General features: G+C 43.8%; 21 protein-coding genes. 19 read left to right on the forward strand and 2 right to left on the reverse strand.

The window, feature by feature from the left end; all coding sequences use genetic code 11:
- Positions 1–35: 35 nt before the first annotated feature.
- From VIG27_RS06695 to VIG27_RS06720, 6 genes are all read left to right on the forward strand, one after another.
- Complete coding sequence (locus VIG27_RS06695; protein WP_394526388.1) at positions 36–686, forward strand: redox-sensing transcriptional repressor Rex; 651 nt, start codon at positions 36–38, stop codon at positions 684–686.
- A 102-nt stretch (positions 687–788) separates the two neighbouring features.
- Positions 789–2345: an NAD(P)H-hydrate dehydratase gene (locus tag VIG27_RS06700; protein WP_394526390.1), complete on the forward strand. Its 1557-nt coding sequence runs from the start codon at positions 789–791 to the stop codon at positions 2343–2345.
- A complete protein-coding gene (alr, locus tag VIG27_RS06705; protein WP_394526393.1) occupies positions 2320–3507 on the forward strand; it encodes an alanine racemase in 1188 nt (395 codons plus the stop codon). Before VIG27_RS06700 ends, alr begins: the two co-directional genes overlap by 26 nt.
- A gap of 115 nt (positions 3508–3622) precedes the next feature.
- The gene (locus tag VIG27_RS06710; RefSeq protein WP_077611211.1) at positions 3623–3970 is read left to right on the forward strand and encodes a type II toxin-antitoxin system PemK/MazF family toxin; all 348 of its coding nucleotides are present in this window, start codon (positions 3623–3625) and stop codon (positions 3968–3970) included.
- A gap of 93 nt (positions 3971–4063) precedes the next feature.
- Positions 4064–5470, forward strand: a complete 1407-nt coding sequence (locus tag VIG27_RS06715; protein ID WP_394526396.1) for a hemolysin family protein — start codon at positions 4064–4066, stop codon at positions 5468–5470.
- Positions 5471–5632: 162 nt separating this feature from the next.
- Positions 5633–6361, forward strand: a complete 729-nt coding sequence (locus VIG27_RS06720) for a YebC/PmpR family DNA-binding transcriptional regulator (RefSeq protein WP_394526398.1) — start codon at positions 5633–5635, stop codon at positions 6359–6361.
- 80 nt (positions 6362–6441) lie between these two features.
- Here the strand turns inward: VIG27_RS06720 and VIG27_RS06725 are convergent, their stop codons facing one another.
- Positions 6442–7209: a GNAT family N-acetyltransferase gene (locus VIG27_RS06725; RefSeq protein WP_394526400.1), complete on the reverse strand. Its 768-nt coding sequence runs from the start codon at positions 7207–7209 to the stop codon at positions 6442–6444.
- Positions 7210–7348: 139 nt separating this feature from the next.
- Between VIG27_RS06725 and pepF the strand changes: the two genes are divergently transcribed.
- Positions 7349–9133 (forward strand): oligoendopeptidase F, encoded by a 1785-nt coding sequence (gene pepF, locus VIG27_RS06730; protein ID WP_394526403.1) that lies wholly within the window; start codon positions 7349–7351, stop codon positions 9131–9133.
- A 34-nt stretch (positions 9134–9167) separates the two neighbouring features.
- A complete protein-coding gene (locus tag VIG27_RS06735) occupies positions 9168–9938 on the forward strand; it encodes a nitroreductase family protein (RefSeq protein WP_394526405.1) in 771 nt (256 codons plus the stop codon).
- 64 nt (positions 9939–10002) lie between these two features.
- On the opposite strand, the gene VIG27_RS06740 is transcribed toward VIG27_RS06735, so the two are convergent.
- The gene (locus tag VIG27_RS06740; RefSeq protein WP_394526407.1) at positions 10003–10416 is read right to left on the reverse strand and encodes an Hsp20/alpha crystallin family protein; all 414 of its coding nucleotides are present in this window, start codon (positions 10414–10416) and stop codon (positions 10003–10005) included.
- A 208-nt stretch (positions 10417–10624) separates the two neighbouring features.
- On the opposite strand from VIG27_RS06740, the gene VIG27_RS06745 reads away from it, so the two are divergent.
- From VIG27_RS06745 to purE, 11 genes are all read left to right on the forward strand, one after another.
- Positions 10625–11293: a YkgJ family cysteine cluster protein gene (locus VIG27_RS06745; RefSeq protein WP_394527444.1), complete on the forward strand. Its 669-nt coding sequence runs from the start codon at positions 10625–10627 to the stop codon at positions 11291–11293.
- Between the two features lie 145 nt (positions 11294–11438).
- Positions 11439–12356, forward strand: coding sequence for an orotidine-5'-phosphate decarboxylase (gene pyrF, locus VIG27_RS06750; protein WP_394526410.1), 918 nt, complete (start codon positions 11439–11441; stop codon positions 12354–12356).
- A gap of 11 nt (positions 12357–12367) precedes the next feature.
- Positions 12368–13144, forward strand: coding sequence for a dihydroorotate dehydrogenase electron transfer subunit (locus tag VIG27_RS06755; protein WP_394526412.1), 777 nt, complete (start codon positions 12368–12370; stop codon positions 13142–13144).
- Between the two features lies 1 nt (position 13145).
- Complete coding sequence (locus tag VIG27_RS06760) at positions 13146–14048, forward strand: dihydroorotate dehydrogenase (RefSeq protein ID WP_394526414.1); 903 nt, start codon at positions 13146–13148, stop codon at positions 14046–14048.
- Positions 14049–14080: 32 nt separating this feature from the next.
- Positions 14081–14755 carry an orotate phosphoribosyltransferase gene (gene pyrE / locus VIG27_RS06765; RefSeq protein ID WP_394526417.1) on the forward strand — a complete coding sequence of 225 codons (675 nt, stop codon included), beginning with the start codon at positions 14081–14083 and terminating at the stop codon, positions 14753–14755.
- A 12-nt stretch (positions 14756–14767) separates the two neighbouring features.
- Positions 14768–14917, forward strand: coding sequence for a hypothetical protein (locus VIG27_RS06770; RefSeq protein ID WP_394526419.1), 150 nt, complete (start codon positions 14768–14770; stop codon positions 14915–14917).
- Positions 14918–14998: 81 nt separating this feature from the next.
- A complete protein-coding gene (locus VIG27_RS06775) occupies positions 14999–15490 on the forward strand; it encodes a VanZ family protein (RefSeq protein ID WP_394526422.1) in 492 nt (163 codons plus the stop codon).
- Positions 15459–15779: a DUF6142 family protein gene (locus VIG27_RS06780; protein WP_394526425.1), complete on the forward strand. Its 321-nt coding sequence runs from the start codon at positions 15459–15461 to the stop codon at positions 15777–15779. The genes VIG27_RS06775 and VIG27_RS06780 overlap by 32 nt, the downstream gene beginning before the upstream one ends.
- Positions 15780–15783: 4 nt before the next feature.
- A complete protein-coding gene (locus tag VIG27_RS06785; protein WP_394526428.1) occupies positions 15784–17859 on the forward strand; it encodes an aminopeptidase in 2076 nt (691 codons plus the stop codon).
- A gap of 136 nt (positions 17860–17995) precedes the next feature.
- Positions 17996–19810: a methyl-accepting chemotaxis protein gene (locus VIG27_RS06790; protein ID WP_394526431.1), complete on the forward strand. Its 1815-nt coding sequence runs from the start codon at positions 17996–17998 to the stop codon at positions 19808–19810.
- Positions 19811–20054: 244 nt separating this feature from the next.
- Complete coding sequence (gene purE / locus VIG27_RS06795; RefSeq protein WP_394526434.1) at positions 20055–20573, forward strand: 5-(carboxyamino)imidazole ribonucleotide mutase; 519 nt, start codon at positions 20055–20057, stop codon at positions 20571–20573.
- Positions 20574–20583 lie beyond the last annotated feature (10 nt).

The following is a 20583-nucleotide window of genomic DNA, read 5'->3' on the forward strand; positions in this document are numbered from 1 at the left end:
ATGTTAGTTTATTCTAAGTAAAAGAAGGTGAAGATGTGGCAGATAAAGAAATTTCAAAAGCAGTGATTGCCAGGCTTCCGAGATATTACCGGTATCTTGGAGAGCTTCTGGAAGAAGGAGTGGAGCGGGTATCCTCCAATGATTTGAGTATCCGCATGAAAGTGACTGCTTCTCAGATTCGACAGGATTTAAATAATTTTGGAGGATTTGGTCAGCAGGGATATGGTTATAATGTGAAATATTTATATACAGAGATAGCAAAGATACTGGGAATTGACAGGCAGCATAATCTTGTTATTATTGGTGCCGGAAACCTTGGGCAGGCAATCGCCAATTATGCAAATTTTGAAAAGCGCGGTTTTCTGATCAAGGGAATGTTCGATATTAATCCGCGTCTGATCGGTCTTGTAGTTCGTGGAATAGAGATCCGCAGCGTAGATGATCTGGAACAGTTCGTGAAAGATAATGATGTCCAGATTGCCGCTTTGACCATTCCTAAGACCAAGGCACCGGAGATTGCAGACCGCCTTGTAAAGGCAGGAATCAAGGCTATCTGGAATTTCGCCCACACGGATTTGACAGTACCGGAGGATGTGGTGGTTGAGAATGTCCATTTGTCGGAGAGCCTGATGCGGCTGTCATACCGGGTATGCAGCATGCAGGACCAGGAGCAGGCCGGAGTATAAGAGAACAGACAACCTGAGGAATAAAGGAGTATGCCTGCCGGCAGCCGAAGAGGAAAGACTCTTTGCTGCCGGCTGTTTTTTCTATAGAAAGGGGAAAGCATTATGAGGTATCTGGTTACAGGAAGTCAGATGAAGGAAGTGGACCGCTATACCATAGAATGTATTGGGATTCCATCTCTGGTCCTTATGGAACGGGCTGCTTTGGCGGTTTTTGAAGAAGTAAAAAAGCATGTGCAAAAAACAGACCCCATATGGGTCCTTTGCGGCAACGGGAATAACGGGGCAGATGGTGTGGCGGCCGCCAGGATGCTTCATTTAAATGGGTATCACGTTCAGGCAATTCTTGCCGGAACCAAGGATAGAGGAAGTCTGGAATATGTCAAACAGCTCGATATTGCAGAAAAGGTAGGCGTTGATCTGGTGGAGTATCCTGATTTTAGTCCGGGCAGTTGTATGCTTTTTGTGGATGCACTGTTTGGAGTGGGGCTTAACCGGGAAATACTTGGAGCCTACCGGGAGATTATGGAGACATTCATGGAATACCGCCCTGTATTTACCGTTGCGGTGGATATTCCATCCGGAGTCCATTCTGATACGGGACAGATCATGGGCACCGCTTTTCCGGCAGATGTAACCGTAACCTTTGGATATGAAAAACTGGGGTCCATGCTTTATCCCGGAAAAGAATACTGCGGTCAGGTAACTGTGGCTGATATTGGTTTTCCCCAAAAGAGTCTTTTGGAAACAGGAACCGGATATTTTACCTTTGAACCGGGGGATGAGAAATTGATTCCAAAACGGCCGGCTTATTCAAACAAAGGCAGCTTTGGAAAAGTTCTTATAGCAGCAGGCGGACGGAATATGAGCGGTGCGGCCTATTTAAGTGCTCTTGCCGCTTACCGGACAGGAGCCGGTCTGGTAAAAATTTTTACCGTAGAAGAAAACCGGACAATCCTTCAGACCGGACTTCCCGAAGCTGTCATAGTGACTTATGATCCAAAAGAGGCAGAAGCCAAAACAGAGGCTTTTCAGGAATTATTGAGAACCCAGTGCGAGTGGGCAAGCGTGATTGTCCTGGGACCAGGACTGGGGCGGGAAGCATATGTGAAAAATCTGGTGGAAGAGGTGCTTACCAATGCCTATGTCCCCATCATACTGGATGCAGACGGTCTGAGCACGATTGCAGCGAATCCGGAACTGACCGGTTATTTTACGGAAAATATTATCGTGACTCCCCATCTTGGCGAGATGGCGAGACTCACTGGCAGTTCCATTGAAGCCATCAGAAAGAATTTAATCGCAGCAGCCAGGGAATATGCAGACCGGTTTGGGATCACCTGTGTCTTAAAGGATGCAGTAACCATCGTTGCATGCAAGGATCAGAGAACCTACATCAATTCGAGCGGCAACAGTGCCATGGCAAAAGCAGGATCCGGAGATGTGCTTACAGGGATCATCGCCGGTCTTATGGCCTTGGGGCTTGAAGAGTCGGATGGGGCAGCCCTTGGGGTTTGGCTTCATGGCCGTGCCGGAGACGCAGTAAGAGAAAAATACGGAAGTTACAGTCTTTTAGCCAGTCAGCTGACAGAAGAACTATATACAATAATGCAGGAGCAAACGAGGGAACAAAGAGATGAGATTATATGGCAGGGTCTTTGAAACAGTGAATTTGGATGCGGTGAAACATAATATGGAAGCAATGAGGGCAAATCTGGCAGAAGGCACAAAGATGATCGGTGTTGTGAAAGCGGATGGCTACGGGCATGGGGCAGTTCCTGTTGCTTGGGCCATTGATCCTTATGTCTGGGGCTATGCGGTGGCAACAGCAGAAGAAGGGGTAATATTAAGAAAGCATGGCATTAAAAAACCAATTTTGGTGCTGGGAGTCGTTCCGGCGGATGGCTATGATCTTCTGGTGGAGTATGGGATCAGCTCGTCCATCTTCCAGTATACAAGGGCCTGCCGCCTTTCCGATACGGCAAGCAAGGCGGGAAAGAAGGCTATCGTTCATCTTGCTCTGGACACCGGCATGAGCCGGATCGGATTTCCTGTCACAAAAGAGGCAGCAGAGGAGGCGGCTAAAATCTGCAGCCTTCCCGGAATCCAGGTGGAGGGACTGTTCACGCACTTTAGCAAGGCAGATGAAACCGATAAGGCATCCACGGAAAAACAGATACAGGAATACCGCAGATTTGTAAAACTGCTGTCGGAAAGAGGAATCCGCATTCCGATTCTTCATTGCTCCAACAGTGCGGGAATTCTGGATCTGCCGGCTGCAAATTTCCATGCGGTGCGCGCGGGGATTTCCATCTATGGACTTTATCCATCCGACCAGGTCGGCAAAGAGGCCGTAAAGCTGATGCCTGCCATGGAACTGAAAAGCGTGGTCTCTTACATAAAAAAAATCGGTCCCGGCACCCCGGTAAGCTATGGCGGAACCTTTGTTGCAGAAAAAGAGATGGTTGTGGCAACCATACCCGTCGGATACGGAGACGGGTATCCGAGAAATCTTTCTGGAAAAGGAGAGGTCCTTATAAGAGGCCGGCGTGCCAGAATTCTGGGGAGGGTCTGCATGGATCAGTTCATGGTAGATGTGACCGGAATCAAAGGCGTGGAAGAAGACGATGAAGCTGTTTTGATCGGCACACAGGGCCAGGAACAGATCACGGTAGAAGATATCGCTGATACCTGCGGCGGGTTCCATTACGAGGTCCTTTGCGATATCGGAAAACGGGTCCCCAGGGTGTATTATGAGAACGGTCAGATCGTTGGTTCCAAAGATTATTTTGATGATTGTTATAAAGGGTTTCAAAGGGTGTGATAGCAAACTCCATGTCCAAATCATATCATAAGGTATGCGGCGGAAAAACTTAAGTGTATACACGAGTCAAAGAAGGTCAATACTAGACTTAAATAAATTGACGGAGTGTGAGAATGTGATAATCAGACGTGGAGACATTTATTATGCCGATCTTAGACCGGTAGTAGGCTCTGAACAGGGCGGTATCCGTCCGGTTCTTATTATACAGAACGATATAGGGAATAAGCACAGTCCAACCGTGATCTGTGCAGCCATAACTTCCAGAATGAACAAGGCAAAGCTTCCCACTCATGTGGAGCTTGACACAAAAAAGTGTGATATGATCAAAGATTCGGTGATTCTTCTGGAACAGCTTCGTACCATTGACAAGCAGAGACTGAAAGAAAAGATCTGTCATATTGATGAAGAACTTCAGCAGGAAGTGGACTGTGCATTAAAAGTCAGCCTGGAACTGGATACATAGTTCATTATTGACGGAATGCTGATAAAATGGTATATTTTAAACAGTTGCATGAAAAATACGGAAGATAATGAACAAAAGGAGTCGATAGTTAGAATGGACGATGGCAATCCGCTTATACGCGTGATTATTTTTATTGCTTTTATCGTATTGGACGCAATATTTTATGGTTTTGGAGCAGCAATCCAAAACGTGAATACTGGCGAATTGGAAACGGAGATGGAAGAAGGAAGCGAAAAGGCCGGGAAGCTGTTACATATTGTGAACAGACCTACCAGATTCGTGAATGCCATCCAGATAACCACCAATTTGATCGGTATGGTCACCGGAGCCTTTGTATTGGAGGAATTGGGCGCAAATCTGGAAAAGATACTGGCCAGGGAGGGTGCTTTCCCGGGGCAATGGCTGTCTTTGTTGAGCCTTTTTCTGGTTGCGGTGATACTGATCGTGCTTTTGATCAGCTTTGGAATTATAATACCCAAGCGGTGCGCAGCAAAGAATCCTGAGAAATGGGGGTACGGGCTGCTGCCGGTGGTGTCGTTTCTTATGATACCCATCATGCCCCTTGCATGGTTGGCCAATCTGGTGGCGTTTTTCATCTTAAAACTGTTTGGAATCGGAATGACATCAGATAATGAGAACGTTACGGAAGAAGACATCATGTCTATGGTAAACGAAGGTCATGAACAGGGGGTATTGGAAGCCAGAGAGGCTGAGATGATCACCAACATCTTTGAATTGAATGAAAAAGAAGCGGGTGATATCATGACCCATAGAAAAAATCTTGTGGCTTTGGAAGGGGATATGACTCTTCGGGAAGCAGTTGATTTTATTCTGAATGAAGGCTTTAATTCGCGTTACCCGGTTTATAAAAAAGATGTGGATGATGTAATTGGAATCCTTCATATGAAAGATGCCCTGATCGCGGTAGAAAATAAAAAGAATGCGGGACGGAAGCTGTGGGAGATCGAAGGTCTTCTGCGGGAAGCGGTCTTCATTCCTGAAACAAGAAATATCAATGATCTGTTCAAGGAGATGCAGTCCGGAAAGATCCATATGGTGATTGTGGTGGATGAATACGGTCAGACAGCCGGTATTGTGACCATGGAGGATATTCTGGAAGAAATCGTGGGCAATATTTTAGATGAATACGACGTGGATGAACAATATATTATACCTTCCGAAGATGGTTCTTACATCATGAATGGTATGACCCTTCTGGAAGATGTGGAAAAGACCCTGGACATTGAATTTGAAGAAGAGGATTATGATTCTTACGACACCATAAGCGGACTTCTGATTTCAAAACTGAATCGGATTCCTCAGGAAGGGGAACAGATTGAGGTATCAATTCTTGGATACCGCTTTAAGATTCTTCAGGTGGAAAATAAAGTCATTCAATCCATCCGGGTCTATAAAGAGGAATCGGATGAGCCTAAGGGGAAGGCTGGTTCTGTTAAAAAAATGGACGCAGATCAGGAATTCCCCGAAGCGTTGATATAAAACTGGCACAGCCTCCGGAGATTCCATATGTGAAAGCAGTTGGATTCGGTGGCTGTGCATTATTTTTTCTTGCCAGATAAAAAAAATAGTGTTAGAATAGAAAAGATTTTGGTTTTAAGAAGAAAAGGACGAAATAGAGAAAGAAAAGGAGTGCTTTAAACAATGTCAGGACATTCAAAGTTCGCAAATATCAAACACAAAAAAGAGAAGAATGATTCCGCAAAAGGCAAGATTTTCACTGTCATCGGAAGAGAAATAGCAGTAGCAGTAAAAGAAGGCGGACCAGACCCTGCAAATAATAGTAGGCTCCGTGATGTTATTGCAAAAGCAAAAGCAAATAACATGCCAAATGATACCATTGACCGCGGGATTAAAAAAGCGGCCGGTGATGCGGCTTCTGTTAATTATGAAACAATTACATACGAAGGTTATGGCCCCAACGGAGTTGCAATCATCGTAGATACCTTGACAGACAATAAAAACCGTACGGCAGCAAATGTCAGAAGTGCATTTACAAAGGGCGGAGGCAATGTAGGTACTCCCGGCTGCGTTTCCTTCCTTTTTGATAGAAAGGGCCAGATCATCATTGACAAGGAAGAATGTGAGATGGACCCGGATGAACTGATGATGCTCGCTCTGGATGCAGGGGCAGAGGATTTTTCAGAGGAAGAGGACAGCTATGAAGTGATTACCGGACCGGATGAGTTCAGTGCGGTAAGAGAAGCGCTGGAAGCGGCAGGAATTGCCATGGCAGAAGCGGATGTTACCATGATCCCTCAGACTTGGGTAGAACTGACAGATGACGAATCCATTAAGAAGATGAACCGGATTCTGGATCTTTTAGATGCCGATGATGACGTGCAGGCAACCTATCATAACTGGGATGAATAATATAGATAGAGTGAGAGAGGAAGTTATAATCCTTTCCCACTCTTTTTGTTTTCCTACATATTATTTGATCTGGATAAAAATTAGTATACATAATAGGACAGGGTTTCTGTGATCTGGAATCCTGCTTTTTTGTACAGAGCGAGGGCCGGCTCGTTAAGCCCGGATACCTGTAAAAAAAGCTTTTTAAACCGTTTGGCATTGGGATGGGCAAAATAAGTATCCAAAAACAGAGAAAGACATGCGGTTCCAAGTCCCTGATTGCGAAGGGGTTCTGCGATCTCAAAGCCGTAAAAATAAGTGCCATGGTCTAAGAAATCCAGAAAGCAGGACCCCACAGTGCTGCCCTCTAACAAAAATACACATTGGACCGGTGTCTCTTCCGGCGAAGTGGCAATGGTCAGGGACAGCTTGTCGGAATAGCGTCTGTCTTTGGAATGACTGGTTTTAAACAGCTGGGAAGGAGGCAGTTCCATGATGTGCTCCTGGTACCAAAAGGAGGCTTCTATGGCTTTGATTGCTGCAAGCGTGTCCGGGCAGGTTTCGTCTACGGGAAAGATCAGATCGGTTTCCCCGGTCTCCTTTAATAACTCTTTGAGCAAACGGACAAAATATCCTTTTCTCCGGTGAACCGGGGCCGTAAAAGCGCTGCATTCGTAATCCTGATTTTCGGTAAAAAATGCGCTGATAGCGGATAAGAGAACCTCTTCGCCGTATAATAAGTAATAGATACAATCCTCTTCCATTGGAAAGGTCAAAGATATGCTGTCATGGTTTCTGCAGGTATCCTGCAGTAAGTATAAATCATGTTTTTGTGTTTGCGTAGGGGAATTGGTACGGATTATATTCATAGCAGGACTCCTGATTTGTTTTCCTATAGTATAATACAAAAAAACATGTAAATTCAATAAAATATTTCCATATTTATGGTTGTTTCTTTGAAATATGGGTGATAGAATAAACACAAGTAAATCGGTTGGAGGGATATCATTGAAAAAAAGAGATGAAATACCAGTTTGCGATACCTGGAACCTGGCGGATATTCTGCCGTCAGACGCGGCATGGGAGGAATTGTTCCATGAAACTGAGCAGGAACTTTCCGGTTATAAAAAGTTTGAAGGACATCTGGCGGACTCCGCAGAGATGCTTTTTTCGTGTTTGAAGTTTGACGAAGAGGTGTCCTTAAAGATAGAGACGTTATTTGTTTACGGAAAACAGAAATCAGATGAAGATACCGGCAATGCAAAATATCAGGAATTCTCGGCAAAGGCGAGAACACTGTCGTATCGGGCAGCAGGACTTTCCTCATTTCTGATACCTGAAATCATTGGGCTTCCGGAGGAGACCCTTGCCGAATTCCGAAAGAAGGAGCCAGGCCTTGCGCGTTATGAAAGAACCTTTGAGATTATTTTAAAAAAGAAGGCCCATACGTTATCCGCATCTATGGAAGCACTCCTGGCAAAATCCATGGAGGCCACATCCGGCTCTTCGGATATATTTAATATGTTCAATAATGCAGATGTAAAGTTTCCTGAGATCCCGGATGAGAATGGCCAGCCAGTCAGGATCACCCATGGGAATTATATTGCTCTTATGGAAAAGCAGAACAGAGAGGTGAGAAAATCCGCTTTTGAGGCCCTCTACGGTGTTTACAAGCAGTTTGGGAACACACTGGCAGCGACGTTTGCTTCCAACGTAAAAAAGGCTGCTTTCTATGCTGCGGCAAGAAATTATCCCTCTGCAAGGGCCCACTCTCTGGCTGAGAATGAGATTCCGGAAGAAGTCTATGATCATCTGATAGAAGCGGTTCATGAAGGAATTTCTTATCTCCATGAGTACGTTTCCATACGCAAAGAGGCACTTGGAGTTGAAGAACTTCATATGTATGATCTGTATGTGCCTATGGTATCCGCAAAAGAAAAAAAGATTTCCTTTGAAGAGGCCAAAGCCATGGTTTTGGAGGGGCTGAAGCCTTTGGGAGAAGAATATCTTTCGCTGTTGCGGGAAGGCTTTGAAAACCGTTGGATTGATGTGTATGAGAATGAAGGAAAAAGAAGCGGGGCATATTCCTGGGGCGTTTATGGGGTCCATCCCTATGTACTGCTTAATTATAACGGAACGCTTGACAGTGTTTTTACGCTTGCCCATGAGATGGGGCATGCGCTTCACAGCTGGTATTCCGACCGCAACCAGTCCTATGTGGATGCGGGCTATAAGATCTTTGTAGCGGAAGTAGCTTCCACCTGCAATGAAGCCCTGCTCATCCGTCATCTGCTGAATACGACAGAAGATAAAAAGGAACGCGCCTATCTGGTCAATCATTTTATGGACAGTTTTAGAGGAACCCTTTACCGGCAGGCTATGTTTGCGGAGTTTGAGGCAGAGACTCACCGTATGGTGCAGGAAGGCCGGATATTGACCTCAGAACTTCTCTGCCAGATCTACCACCGTCTCAATGAATTTTATTTTGGGCCCGATATGGTGATTGATCCGGAGATTGACTATGAATGGTCCAGAATCCCCCATTTTTATACGCCATTTTACGTATATCAGTATGCGACAGGGTTTTCGGCTGCCGTTGCCATAAGCAGCAAGATTCTCGCAGGAGATCAGGAAGCCATCAAGGGGTACTTTGAATTTTTAAGCGGCGGAAATTCCAGAACTCCCATAGACCTTTTAAAGCTTTGCGGTGTTGATATGTCAACAGCAGAACCGGTAAAAGAGGCGCTTTTGGTGTTTGCCGGGCTTTTAAAAGAAATGAGAGGGCTTATTTAAGTCCGATTGCTGGTTAGAGAAGAGGGGAGCAGGTATGAATCTTTATCAGATGATATTTAAAAGAAGATCCATCAGGAAATTTAAAAGAGAGCAGGTCTCGGAACAGCTTTTAAAGGATATCCTTTATTTCGGGAACTGTGTATTAAAGCTTGATCCGGACATTTCAGTAAAATTGGAAATATACGAAAATCTGGATGGGCGTCTGCCGGTTAAGGGGTTATGGAAAGTAGAGGCACCGTATTATCTGGTATTTTACTCGGAGGAGAAGGAGGGATATCTGGCAAATGCCGGGTATATTTTGGAACCGGTATTGCTGTACATGACAGGAAAAGGTCTTGGCACCTGCTACCTTGGAAACACAAAAGTATACAAAGAGAATCATGAAAAGTATAAGCAGGTGATTACCATCGCATTTGGTTATCCCAAAACATTGCTCTATCGTGATCCAGCCACGGCTAAGCGGCTGCCTTTAAAAGAATTGTGCGTATTTAAAGAGGAAGTAGGCGAACCGATTAAGAACATCTTAAAGGCTGCAAGACTTGCACCGTCTTCCATGAATACACAGCCCTGGCGCTTCATCGTTTATAATGACCGGATATATATATTTGCCTGCAGAGATTTTTTGCCCTCATCACCCCTTGTTTCCATGCGTGAATTATGCATTGGAATTATGTTATCCCATTTAACCATTGCGGCAGAAGAGATGTGGATGAACATAAAGCTGGAAAAAGATGAAGCCATGGCGAAAAAATCTTATAAAAGCGGGACTTATGTGACGACCGCTTATATAAAGGAATTCAACTGAGAAGCATTGGATCAAATATAAAAAAGCAGAAGGCTCAAAACGAAAGCCTTCTGCTTTTTTTGAATTATTCAATTGGAATGTATTGAGTGGCCTCAATTTCCTTAGGAGCCTCCTTTGGAAAGGTGAGTCTTAAAATACCATTATCAAAGGAAGCTTTAATATCTTCCTGTTTCACTCTGGACCCTACGTAAAAGCTTCTTTTTAAAGAACTGTGGTAGCGTTCCTTACGAATATAGTTTTTCTCAGATTCAGATTCATTTTCAGAGGTATTCTCTGCAAAAACGGTTAAATATCCGTCCTTCAGTTCTGCTTTTACCATTTCTTTATTAAATCCCGGCAATTCCATGTCAATAATGTAGTTGGTACCATCATCTTCGATGTCGGTTTTCATTAAGGATTGTCTGTTCGGATATACATCTGCAAAGAACGGATCATTGAAAAAATCATCAAATAAATTGTTTCTTCTGGCTAATAACATAATTATTCCTCCTTTTTCATTCAATCCTATCGCACCATTTGATCGGTGCTTTGTTTATTTGTTATAGCTGTAATATAACACACATTATTAGCGCTGTCAATAGGTGAGTGCTAATTTTTTGAAAAAAATTGAAATAACATTGATGGTATTTCAGGAAAATGATAAAATAGCCATGTTTTTAATAAGAAGAAGTGAGGGGACTCAGCATATGAAGCGGGAAGTCGATCTAAAAGAGATTTCAGATGGAAAATTATATGGGTTAAATGATATGGTGAAGGCGGATTGCGGAGACTGCAAAGGTTGTTTTGCCTGTTGTCAGGGGATGGGGCAGTCGGTTATCCTGGACCCTCTTGACTGTTTCCGCTTGACCGAAAACCTTTCCTGTACCATGGAGAAACTGCTTGCAGATAAGCTTGAATTAAATGTTGTGGACGGGATCGTGCTTCCCAACTTAAAGATGTCTGGCAAAGAAGAACGGTGCGGATTTTTAAGTGAAGAGGGACGCTGCAGCATTCATGGATTCCGGCCGGGGATCTGCCGTTTGTTTCCGCTGGGAAGAATTTATGAAGAACAGGGATTTCGGTATTTCCTGCAGACCAATGAATGCCGCATGGAAACCAGGACAAAGGTGAAGGTTCGGAAATGGCTGGATACTTCGGATATAAAGCGGTATGAAACATTTATATGGGACTGGCATTCTCTATTAAAACGTTTACAGCAGAGGCTGGAACAGGAAAATAGCCCGGATTTTGCAAATAAAATCAGCCTGTATGTGCTGAAGAATTTTTATCTGGCTCCTTATAACTTTGGAACGGACTTTTACAGCCAGTTTGAGAAACGATTGGTGGATGCTTCCGTTCAATTGACCGGCTGGTAAATAAGAATACAGTCATAAGTTTTCTAAAAAAGCATAGGTCTGCTTTCTTTGTTCGGAGGAACAAAAGGCTTGAAGCCAGTTCCTTCTTATGATAGAATTGGAAAGAATAGAGAATAATAAGGACAAAGAGACCAAGGAGGAGACAATGATCAGGCAGTTAATTGAGAAAATCCAGAAGACAAAAGCACCGATTTGTGTAGGATTGGACCCGATGCTTAACTATATACCGGAGCATGTTATAAAGAAAGCATTTGAAGAATTCGGTGAGACACTGGAAGGTGCAGCCGAAGCGATCTGGCAATATAACAAAGAAATCATAGATCATGTATACGATTTGATCCCCTCCGTAAAGCCCCAGATCGCCATGTATGAACAGTTTGGCATCGAAGGTTTGAAAACCTATGTAAAGACAGTGAATTATTGCCGGGAAAAGGGTCTTCTCGTGATTGGAGATGCCAAAAGAGGTGATATCGGTTCTACCTCGGCTGCTTATGCTGCTGCCCATATCGGTAAGGTAAAAGTAGGCAGCAATCACTTTTCGGGATTTGGCACCGATTTTCTTACGGTCAATCCATATCTGGGTACCGACGGGATAAAGCCTTTTGTTGATGTATGCAACGAAGAAGACAAAGGGCTTTTTGTGCTGGTCAAGACCTCCAATCCCTCCAGCGGGGAATTTCAGGACCGTCTGGTCGATGGACGCCCAGTGTATGAGCTGGTTGCGGAAAAAGTTGTAGAATGGGGAGCCGAATCCATGGATGGAACTTACAGCAATGTGGGTGCTGTTGTAGGTGCTACTTATCCTGAGATGAGCAGAATTCTCAGAAAACTGATGCCAAACACATATTTTCTGGTGCCGGGGTATGGGGCACAGGGAGGAACTGCTGAGGATTTAAAACCATGTTTTAATGAAGATGGGCTGGGCGCAGTTGTAAATTCTTCCAGAGGAATCATTGCTGCATATAAGCAGGATAAATATAAAAGGTTTGGAGCAGAGCATTTTGGGGAAGCCTCCAGGCAGGCAGTGATCGATATGGTGACTGACATCAACCGGGTATTATAAGAGGAGGCATCATGGCGAAAGTAATGGAATCAGCAAGGGTCTCCAGTCAGATCAGGCTGGCAGATGGTGTATACAGCATGTGGATCGAAACAAAAGACATGGCGGAACAAGCAGTACCAGGACAATTTATTTCTATGTATACAAAAGACAATTCTAAACTTCTGCCTCGGCCAATCAGTATTTGTGAGGTCGACAGGGAAAAGGGCCTTTTAAGAATCGTATACCGTGTGCTGGGAAGCGGAACAGAAGAATTTTCCCATTATAAAGAAGGCGATTCTGTGGATATCATGGGCCCCCTGGGGAATGGGTTTCCCCTTTCTGCAGGTGCTCCCGGAAAAAAAGCCTTTTTAATCGGCGGAGGAATCGGGATTCCCCCAATGCTGGAGCTTGCAAAGCAGCTGTCCTGCGAAAAGCAGATCATTCTGGGATACCGGGATTGTCTCTTTTTAAACGAAGAATTTCACCCCTATGGGGATATTTTTTTGGCGACAGAGGACGGAAGCGAAGGCACAAAGGGGAATGTCCTTGATGCGATACGGGAGCATGGTTTAAAGGGAGATGTGATTTTTGCCTGTGGTCCCACCCCCATGTTAAAAGCAATCAAAGCATATGCACTCGAAAACCAGATGGAATGTTATCTGTCTTTGGAGGAGCGGATGGCATGCGGGATCGGAGCCTGCCTTGCCTGCGTCTGCAAGAGCAGCGGAATTGATCAACATTCTATGGTACACAATAAAAGGGTCTGCAAAGACGGCCCGGTGTTTCGGGCAGAGGAGGTAGACTTTTAAGATGAATACAAAAGTAAATCTGGCTGGAATAGAACTTAAAAACCCTGTTATGACCGCTTCCGGTACCTTTGGGTCCGGAGAAGAATACAGTGAGATGATTGACTTAAATGATCTGGGCGCGGTGGTGACAAAAGGTGTTGCCAACGTTCCATGGCCCGGCAATCCCACTCCCAGAATTGCTGAGACTTACGGCGGCATGATCAATGCGATCGGTCTACAGAATCCTGGTATGGAGGTATTTGTTAAGAGAGATGTTCCATTTTTAAAGCAATACGACACAAAGATCATCGTCAATGTCTGCGGAAAGACAACCGAAGATTATCTGCAGGTGGTGGAACGTCTGGCAGATGAACCGGTGGACATGCTGGAGATTAATATTTCCTGCCCCAATGTAAAAGAGGGCGGAATTGCCTTCGGCCAGGACCCCAAAGCGGTGGAAGCCATTACCCGCGAAGTAAAAAAATATGCGAAACAGCCGGTGATCATGAAATTGAGCCCCAATGTAACGGATATTACGGTTATGGCAAAAGCGGCGGAAGCGGGAGGGGCCGATGTACTTTCTCTGATCAATACGCTGACCGGGATGAAAATAGATATCAACCGCCGGACATTTGCCGTGGCAAATAAAACCGGAGGACTTTCCGGTCCTGCGATTAAGCCCATTGCAGTCCGCATGGTATATCAAGCTGCCAATGCGGTGAAGATTCCAGTCATCGGCATGGGTGGAATCATGACTGCGGAGGATGCTATGGAATTTATTCTGGCAGGAGCTACTGCAGTATCCGTGGGAACCGCTAATTTCAGAAATCCTTATGCAGCCAGTGAGGTAGTGAGAGGCATTGAGGGATATATGAAGAAATACGGTGTGGATGACATTCGGGATCTGATCGGAGCAGTACGGTAAGTGAGGACTATTAGAATAGAGAGGATAAAAGAATGGAACAGTATAAGCAGGAATTTATAGAATTTATGGTGGACAGCAAAGTCCTTAAATTTGGCAATTTTACATTGAAAAGCGGAAGAAAATCCCCCTTCTTTATGAATGCAGGTTCCTATGTAACAGGAGCCCAATTAAAAAAGCTGGGAGAGTATTACGCAAAGGCCATTCATGATAATTTTGGTGATGATTTTGATGTTTTGTTCGGACCTGCTTATAAAGGCATTCCATTAAGCGTTGCGACGGCTATTGCTTTTCACGATTTATACGGCAAGGAAATCAAATACTGCTCCAACCGAAAGGAAGAAAAGGATCACGGGGATACGGGAATTCTTCTCGGAAGTCCGATTAAGGATGGAGACAGGGTCGTCATCATTGAAGATGTGACCACTTCTGGAAAATCCATTGAAGAGACATTCCCAATCATAAAAGCACAGGGAGATGTGGAGATCCTGGGACTGATGGTATCATTAAACCGTATGGAAAAGGGAAAGGGCGAAAAGAGTGCTCTTGATGAGATCCAGGAAAAGTATGGATTCCCAGCGTCTGCCATTGTATCCATGGCAGAAGTCATTGAACATTTATATAACAAAGAATGCGGCGGTAAGATCGTCATTGATGATACGTTAAAAGCTGCCATTGACACTTATTACGAAATTTATGGTGTAAGATAAGGAGAGTCTGATATGGAGAGAGTTTACAAGACTATGAGAAATGCGGGCGCATTAAGCCTTGCAATAGGGATTGTTGTGACTGTTATCGGCCTTACTGCCGGCATCATATCAATTATAAATGGATCATTTCTGCTGAAAAGAAAATCAGAAATTACATTTTAATGCGATTACTCATGGAGGAAGCTGTTAGAAAGGAATGGCTTTCAGACAGTCTTTCTCTTTTTAAGAAAAGATGGAGCTGTTATGATTAAAAATGCGACAAAGCGGCAGAAAATGGGGTGGGTTGTTTTTTTAATCTACTTACTCTTTTTGGTGTACTTTCTATTCTTTTCCGATTTCTTTGGCAGAGGGAGCCACTTGCGGCAGGATTATGCCTACAATCTGGTCCCATTAAAGGAGATACGGCGATTTATCGTTTACCGCAAGGTAGTTGGACTTGAATCTTTTCTTCTTAATATCGTCGGGAATATTGCAGGATTTATGCCCTTTGGTTTCTTTTTGCCGGTCATCAGCCGCCGAAGCCGCCGCTTCTTTAATACGGTGCTGTTAAGTTTCCTTTTTAGTCTGACGATTGAAACCATTCAGCTGGTATTTAAGGTGGGAAGCTTTGATGTAGACGATATGATTTTGAACACGGCAGGAGGAATTCTGGGCTATACCTTGTATAAAATTGTGCAGCACATAAGAGTTAGGAGGAAAAGGCGTGAAAAAACAGAAAAGAGTGTCCTACATTAGAAAACCTTTTGCCAAGAAAAGTTTTCTGTCTCTGGGGCTTTCTGTTGGGGCGCTGGTATTGGGAATCATTGGGATCGCCAGTTCAGTCATGGCGGCAGGGCAGGCGCAGCTGAACGTTGCGGCTGTCTGTTTCTGTAGTCTGATCATATCCTTTGTTTCCATTGGCTATGGTGTCCTTTCCTTTTTTGAAAAGGAGAAAAAATACATTCTGTCCAGAATCGGTATAGGAATCAGCGGGATTCTTGTGATTTTTTGGATCGTTTTAATTATTATCGGAATAAGGGGGTAACAACATGGATTATAAAATACAATTTCAACAGGAAAATGAAGCGATAATGGAACGCTTTGAATTATCAATGGAACGGATCAGTCAGATGGTTTTGGAAAAAACCGTACAGAAACCGTTCCTTGATTATTTTGCCAAAACAGCCTCGTTCATACAAATGATAGGAGAATACTTAGCTTTTATTGAACAGGGACATCAAAAGACTGCTTCCATGGAAGAATTGAGTCAGTGGAACCACAGGCTGTATGAGGATATTTTACCGGGCCATTATGAAAGCAGCTATGCGAATCCCTCCTATGCAGTGGCACAGCTGGGGGAGGAGTACGGACGGCTTCTTTGTTACTTATATAAGGAAATAAGGGGAGATATCGTTTTTGTTCATGAGTGGCGTCTTACGGATATTACTATTTTAAATGAAGTGCTCATAGAGATTTACAATATGTTTGAAGAAGAGGCACCGGAGGTTTCCGCTATAAAGGAAGTATTGTACTGGTTCGTCAGCGATTATACGGATCACACGGTCTCTTACCGGGTTCGGGAGGGGTTAGATCCTTCTTTATCTTTTGCAGCAGATATCATTAAGGAAAACGATTTATCGGATCTTCGATACCTGTATTATTTCGGTGAATATATTTCGGATTCCGAGCTTAAAGTGGCAGAATTTTTAAATTCTCTTCCGGAAGAAAAAGTCCGTCTTATGGCGGACACCTATACGGAGGGCTACCGCAAAGGCTTTGAGGTCATGGGAAGGGATCTGTCCAAAAAAGGAGCGGTACAGATCCGCTACGAACTGGGCTTTGAACGAATGGTGAAATATGCCATGGAGAATTTTGAAAAAATGGGCCTTAAGATCATTCTCTGCCGGGCTGCTGTGTGGTCCGTCAATACGAACGCAGGTAGAAAAGCAGGGTATTACAGCACTTCTCCCAACCGCCAGTATGATTATGACCACCGCTATGATAATGCCATCTATTTAAATAAGGCGTTTAAGGACAGGAAGGCTTCTGTCATGAAGGTGGCATATGAAACCTATAAAGACCTGGCGCTTCAATATGCTGGTCCGGCAGTGATAGAAACCTTTGGAAAAGAAGAGTTTCACCCGGTCAATAAGCCGGAGGCTTTTAGGCTTGACAGCAAGCAGGAGAAGCTGGCGGCAGAGATGTCCAATGAAACTTCCGTGATTTTAAATCAATTTATCCCTGGAGAAGAGACAAGCTTTACCATTATAGCCTTCCCTGTTCCGACAATCGGGGAGCGGTTTGAAGAGATCTTTGAAGAGACAATCAAGATCAATACGCTTGATTATGAAAAATACAAAGGCTTACAGCAGATTATCATAGATGCACTTGATGAAGCTGAATATGTGGAGGTTACTGGAAAAGGCAACAATAAGACCCGTCTGAAAGTAGCACTTCATTCGCTGCATGACAAAGAAAAAGAAACAAAATTTGAAAACTGTGTGGCCGATGTAAATATCCCTTTGGGGGAAGTATTCACATCCCCGGTGCTTGCCGGAACAGAAGGGACACTGTTTGTCAGCACTGTCTATATTATGGACTTCCAGTTTAAAAATCTGATGATGACGTTCCAAAACGGTATGATAACCGATTATTCCTGCAGCAACTTTGAAGATCCCGCGGAGGGACGAGCCTTGATTAAGCAGGTCATATTAAAGAATCATGACACCCTTCCTATGGGAGAGTTTGCCATCGGCACCAATACCACAGCATATGCTATGGCAAGAAAATTTGGAATCCTTGACAAACTGCCTATTTTAATTGTTGAGAAAATGGGACCTCATTTTGCAGTGGGAGATACCTGCTATAGCTGGGCAGAGGACAGTCCTGTTTATAATCCAAACGGAAAAGAAATGATTGCCAGGGACAATGAGGTGTCAGAACTGAGAAAAGAAGACTTATCAAAGGCTTATTTCAGCTGTCACACAGATATTACCATACCATACGCCGAGCTGGACCGCATTGAGACCATAACCCCGGAAGGGAAACGGGTGCAGATTATTGACGACGGCAAATTTGTGTTAGAAGGCATTGAAGAGTTAAATCTTCCTTTGTTAGAAGTTTGATGCTGGGAATCATATAATTTATCGTCAAGTACTGATTATATTAAGACTTTTATAAAATCACTTAAGAATTGTGGTATCATGTCGATAATGGGGATAGACGATACAAAAGAAAATTAATGCAAATGGAGGATACCAGATGAAAAATCTAAAGATTGGTAAAAGGATTACAATTGCTTTTGGAATTGTATTCGTTTTGTTTTTAATCGTTTCCTGTACTTCTTTATATGGCTTAGTTACGAATAATGGCAAGTTTGTTGAGTTTTATAACAACGGCCATCAGGTTTCTTTGCTCGCTGTGGAAATGAGACGTGATATTCAGTCTTCTGCGAAAAACGTAAGCTATGCGACGATGAGTCTGGATGTGAATACGACGGCCTCCTATATTGAAGAAGCAGAAGCTGATTTCGATAAGTTGGAAGAAGGAATCAAGTATTTGAAAGAGAATTTCAGAGGGGATCAGGCTCTTGTAGACGATATGACCAAAACTTTGAAGGAAGCAGAACCTTTTAAAGAGCAGATATTTGTTCTTGCAAAAGAGAACAAGAGCCGTCAGGCATCCAATCTTTTCTTTGATTCACTGGAACCATATTATTTAAAGGTTCAGGATGATTTAATGAAAATCAGTGATTCTGCGAAAGCAAATGCCGAGAGTGACTTTAAGCACGCACAGTCCGTTATAAAAGTCACTGAGGTTGTTATTGTTATATTTCAGCTCCTTGGAGCCGCAGCTACCATCGGATTGGCTTCCATGATAACAAAAAGTATTGTAAAGCCTGTAAAAGAGATCGAAAGAGCTGCCGGGGAGATGTCCAAGGGAAGTCTTCATGTAGATTTAAGCTATCAGTCCAACGATGAACTGGGAGTTCTTGCAGATGGCATGAGGACCACCATTTCCAATATCGGTAACATTATTGATGATATTACTTATCTTTTGGGGGCTATGGCATCGGGAGATTTCCAAGTCGGTTCCAAATGCCGGGAGAAGTATGTCAATGATTATCAGCCTATTATGGAGGCAATACGCAATATCCGGAATAACTTGAGCGACGCACTTTCCCGCATCAACGAAGCAGCCGACCAGGTAGCCAATGGCTCCGAGCAGGTTTCCTCCGGTGCACAGGCTCTTTCCCAGGGGGCTACGGAGCAGGCATCCTCCATTCAGGAACTTGCAGCTACCATTAATGATATTTCCAACCAAATCAACAGCAACGCTGAGAATGCAAAAGAGGCCCGCCTGGAAGCAGAGGAAGCAACAAAGAATGTGGCTGTAAGTAACGAAAAGATGTCTGAGATGAACCAGGCTATGCTGCAGATCAGTGACAAATCCAATGAAATCGGTAAAATCATTAAGGCCATTGAAGATATTGCTTTCCAGACGAATATCCTGGCACTTAATGCAGCAGTAGAAGCAGCCCGTGCAGGAGAAGCAGGAAAGGGCTTTGCAGTTGTTGCTGATGAAGTCCGCAATCTTGCCAGCAAATCCGGTGAGGCAGCGAAAAATACGACCCTTCTGATTGAAGAAAGCATACATGCGGTGGAAAATGGAACCAAGATCACGGCAGAAACCTCTAAGTCCATGCAGGCAGTCGTGGAAAGTACAAAACGGATCAATGCAATTATTGAAGACGTGGCAGAAGCTTCCGACAAGCAGGCAGTTGCAGTAACTCAGGTAACTCAGGGAATCGAACAGATATCAAGTGTTGTTCAGACCAACTCTGCGACGGCAGAACAGAGTGCAGCTGCCAGCGAAGAGTTATCAGGCCAGGCCCAGATCATGAAGGGACTTGTCCAGAAGTTTAAGTTATACGATGGTGAGGCAGCCGGTGAATTCCATAGTGAAACAATACAGCCCGAGCTTCCTCATTATGAGGAGGAACCGGAAGCACCTGCGGTTTCTATAGATCCTGTTTATTTTGAAGACAGTGACTCTTATGACAACGGTAAATATTAAGCCTACATAACCAGGCGCAGAAAGTGGAGAGCAAAAAACTTTCCAGTTTCTGCGCTTTCGTTTTGTTTGTCTTTGGTTATACTTAAATTAATGAAGAAAACCATTGACGAAGCAGAAAAAAACTAGTATTATAATTAATAAGCAGTAGTTGATTAACAGACAATAATTATTAATTTTACTAATTAATAATATTACCGTTAATAATGAATTACCATATCATACAGAAGGAAAAGGAGAATTTACTATGGCAAAAGTGTCAATTGTTATGGGAAGTGATTCAGATATGCCTGTAATGGCTCAGGCTGCAGAGATTTTGGAGAAGCTGGGTGTGGATTTTGAGATCACGGTCATTTCTGCCCACAGAGAGCCGGATGTATTTTTTGAATATGCCAGAACAGCTGAAGCAAGGGGCGTTAAAGTGATCATCGCAGGTGCTGGAAAAGCCGCTCATCTTCCAGGGATGTGTGCAGCCCTGTTCCCTATGCCGGTCATTGGTATCCCTATGAAGACTTCAGACCTTGGCGGAGTGGATTCTCTTTATTCCATCGTGCAGATGCCCTCCGGCGTTCCTGTTGCGACCGTTGCCATTAACGGAGGTACCAATGCAGGAATTTTGGCAGCTAAAATCCTGGCAGCAAGTGATGAAGAGCTTTTAAAGAAATTAAAGGATTATTCTGAAAATTTAAAAAATGAAGTGGTAAAAAAAGCAGAAAAACTGGATCAGATTGGCTATAAGGAATATACGGCCCAAATGAAGAAATAAAATTACCGGA

It is taken from the genome of Lacrimispora sinapis, from assembly GCF_043633585.1.
In the GTDB taxonomy this organism is placed as follows: domain Bacteria; phylum Bacillota; class Clostridia; order Lachnospirales; family Lachnospiraceae; genus Lacrimispora; species Lacrimispora sinapis.

Excerpts from the sequence above, each read along its gene's own strand:
- VIG27_RS06700 (WP_394526390.1), top strand. The coding sequence starts at position 789 with ATGAGGTATCTGGTTACAGGAAGTCAGATGAAGGAAGTGGACCGCTAT.
- alr (WP_394526393.1), top strand. The coding sequence starts at position 2,320 with ATGAGATTATATGGCAGGGTCTTTGAAACAGTGAATTTGGATGCGGTG.
- VIG27_RS06715 (WP_394526396.1), top strand. The coding sequence starts at position 4,064 with ATGGACGATGGCAATCCGCTTATACGCGTGATTATTTTTATTGCTTTT.
- VIG27_RS06720 (WP_394526398.1), top strand. The coding sequence starts at position 5,633 with ATGTCAGGACATTCAAAGTTCGCAAATATCAAACACAAAAAAGAGAAG.
- VIG27_RS06725 (WP_394526400.1), bottom strand. The coding sequence starts at position 7,209 with ATGAATATAATCCGTACCAATTCCCCTACGCAAACACAAAAACATGAT.
- VIG27_RS06735 (WP_394526405.1), top strand. The coding sequence starts at position 9,168 with ATGAATCTTTATCAGATGATATTTAAAAGAAGATCCATCAGGAAATTT.
- VIG27_RS06740 (WP_394526407.1), bottom strand. The coding sequence starts at position 10,416 with ATGTTATTAGCCAGAAGAAACAATTTATTTGATGATTTTTTCAATGAT.
- VIG27_RS06745 (WP_394527444.1), top strand. The coding sequence starts at position 10,625 with ATGAAGCGGGAAGTCGATCTAAAAGAGATTTCAGATGGAAAATTATAT.
- pyrF (WP_394526410.1), top strand. The coding sequence starts at position 11,439 with ATGATCAGGCAGTTAATTGAGAAAATCCAGAAGACAAAAGCACCGATT.
- VIG27_RS06755 (WP_394526412.1), top strand. The coding sequence starts at position 12,368 with ATGGCGAAAGTAATGGAATCAGCAAGGGTCTCCAGTCAGATCAGGCTG.
- VIG27_RS06760 (WP_394526414.1), top strand. The coding sequence starts at position 13,146 with ATGAATACAAAAGTAAATCTGGCTGGAATAGAACTTAAAAACCCTGTT.
- pyrE (WP_394526417.1), top strand. The coding sequence starts at position 14,081 with ATGGAACAGTATAAGCAGGAATTTATAGAATTTATGGTGGACAGCAAA.
- VIG27_RS06770 (WP_394526419.1), top strand. The coding sequence starts at position 14,768 with ATGGAGAGAGTTTACAAGACTATGAGAAATGCGGGCGCATTAAGCCTT.
- VIG27_RS06775 (WP_394526422.1), top strand. The coding sequence starts at position 14,999 with ATGATTAAAAATGCGACAAAGCGGCAGAAAATGGGGTGGGTTGTTTTT.
- VIG27_RS06785 (WP_394526428.1), top strand. The coding sequence starts at position 15,784 with ATGGATTATAAAATACAATTTCAACAGGAAAATGAAGCGATAATGGAA.
- VIG27_RS06790 (WP_394526431.1), top strand. The coding sequence starts at position 17,996 with ATGAAAAATCTAAAGATTGGTAAAAGGATTACAATTGCTTTTGGAATT.
- purE (WP_394526434.1), top strand. The coding sequence starts at position 20,055 with ATGGCAAAAGTGTCAATTGTTATGGGAAGTGATTCAGATATGCCTGTA.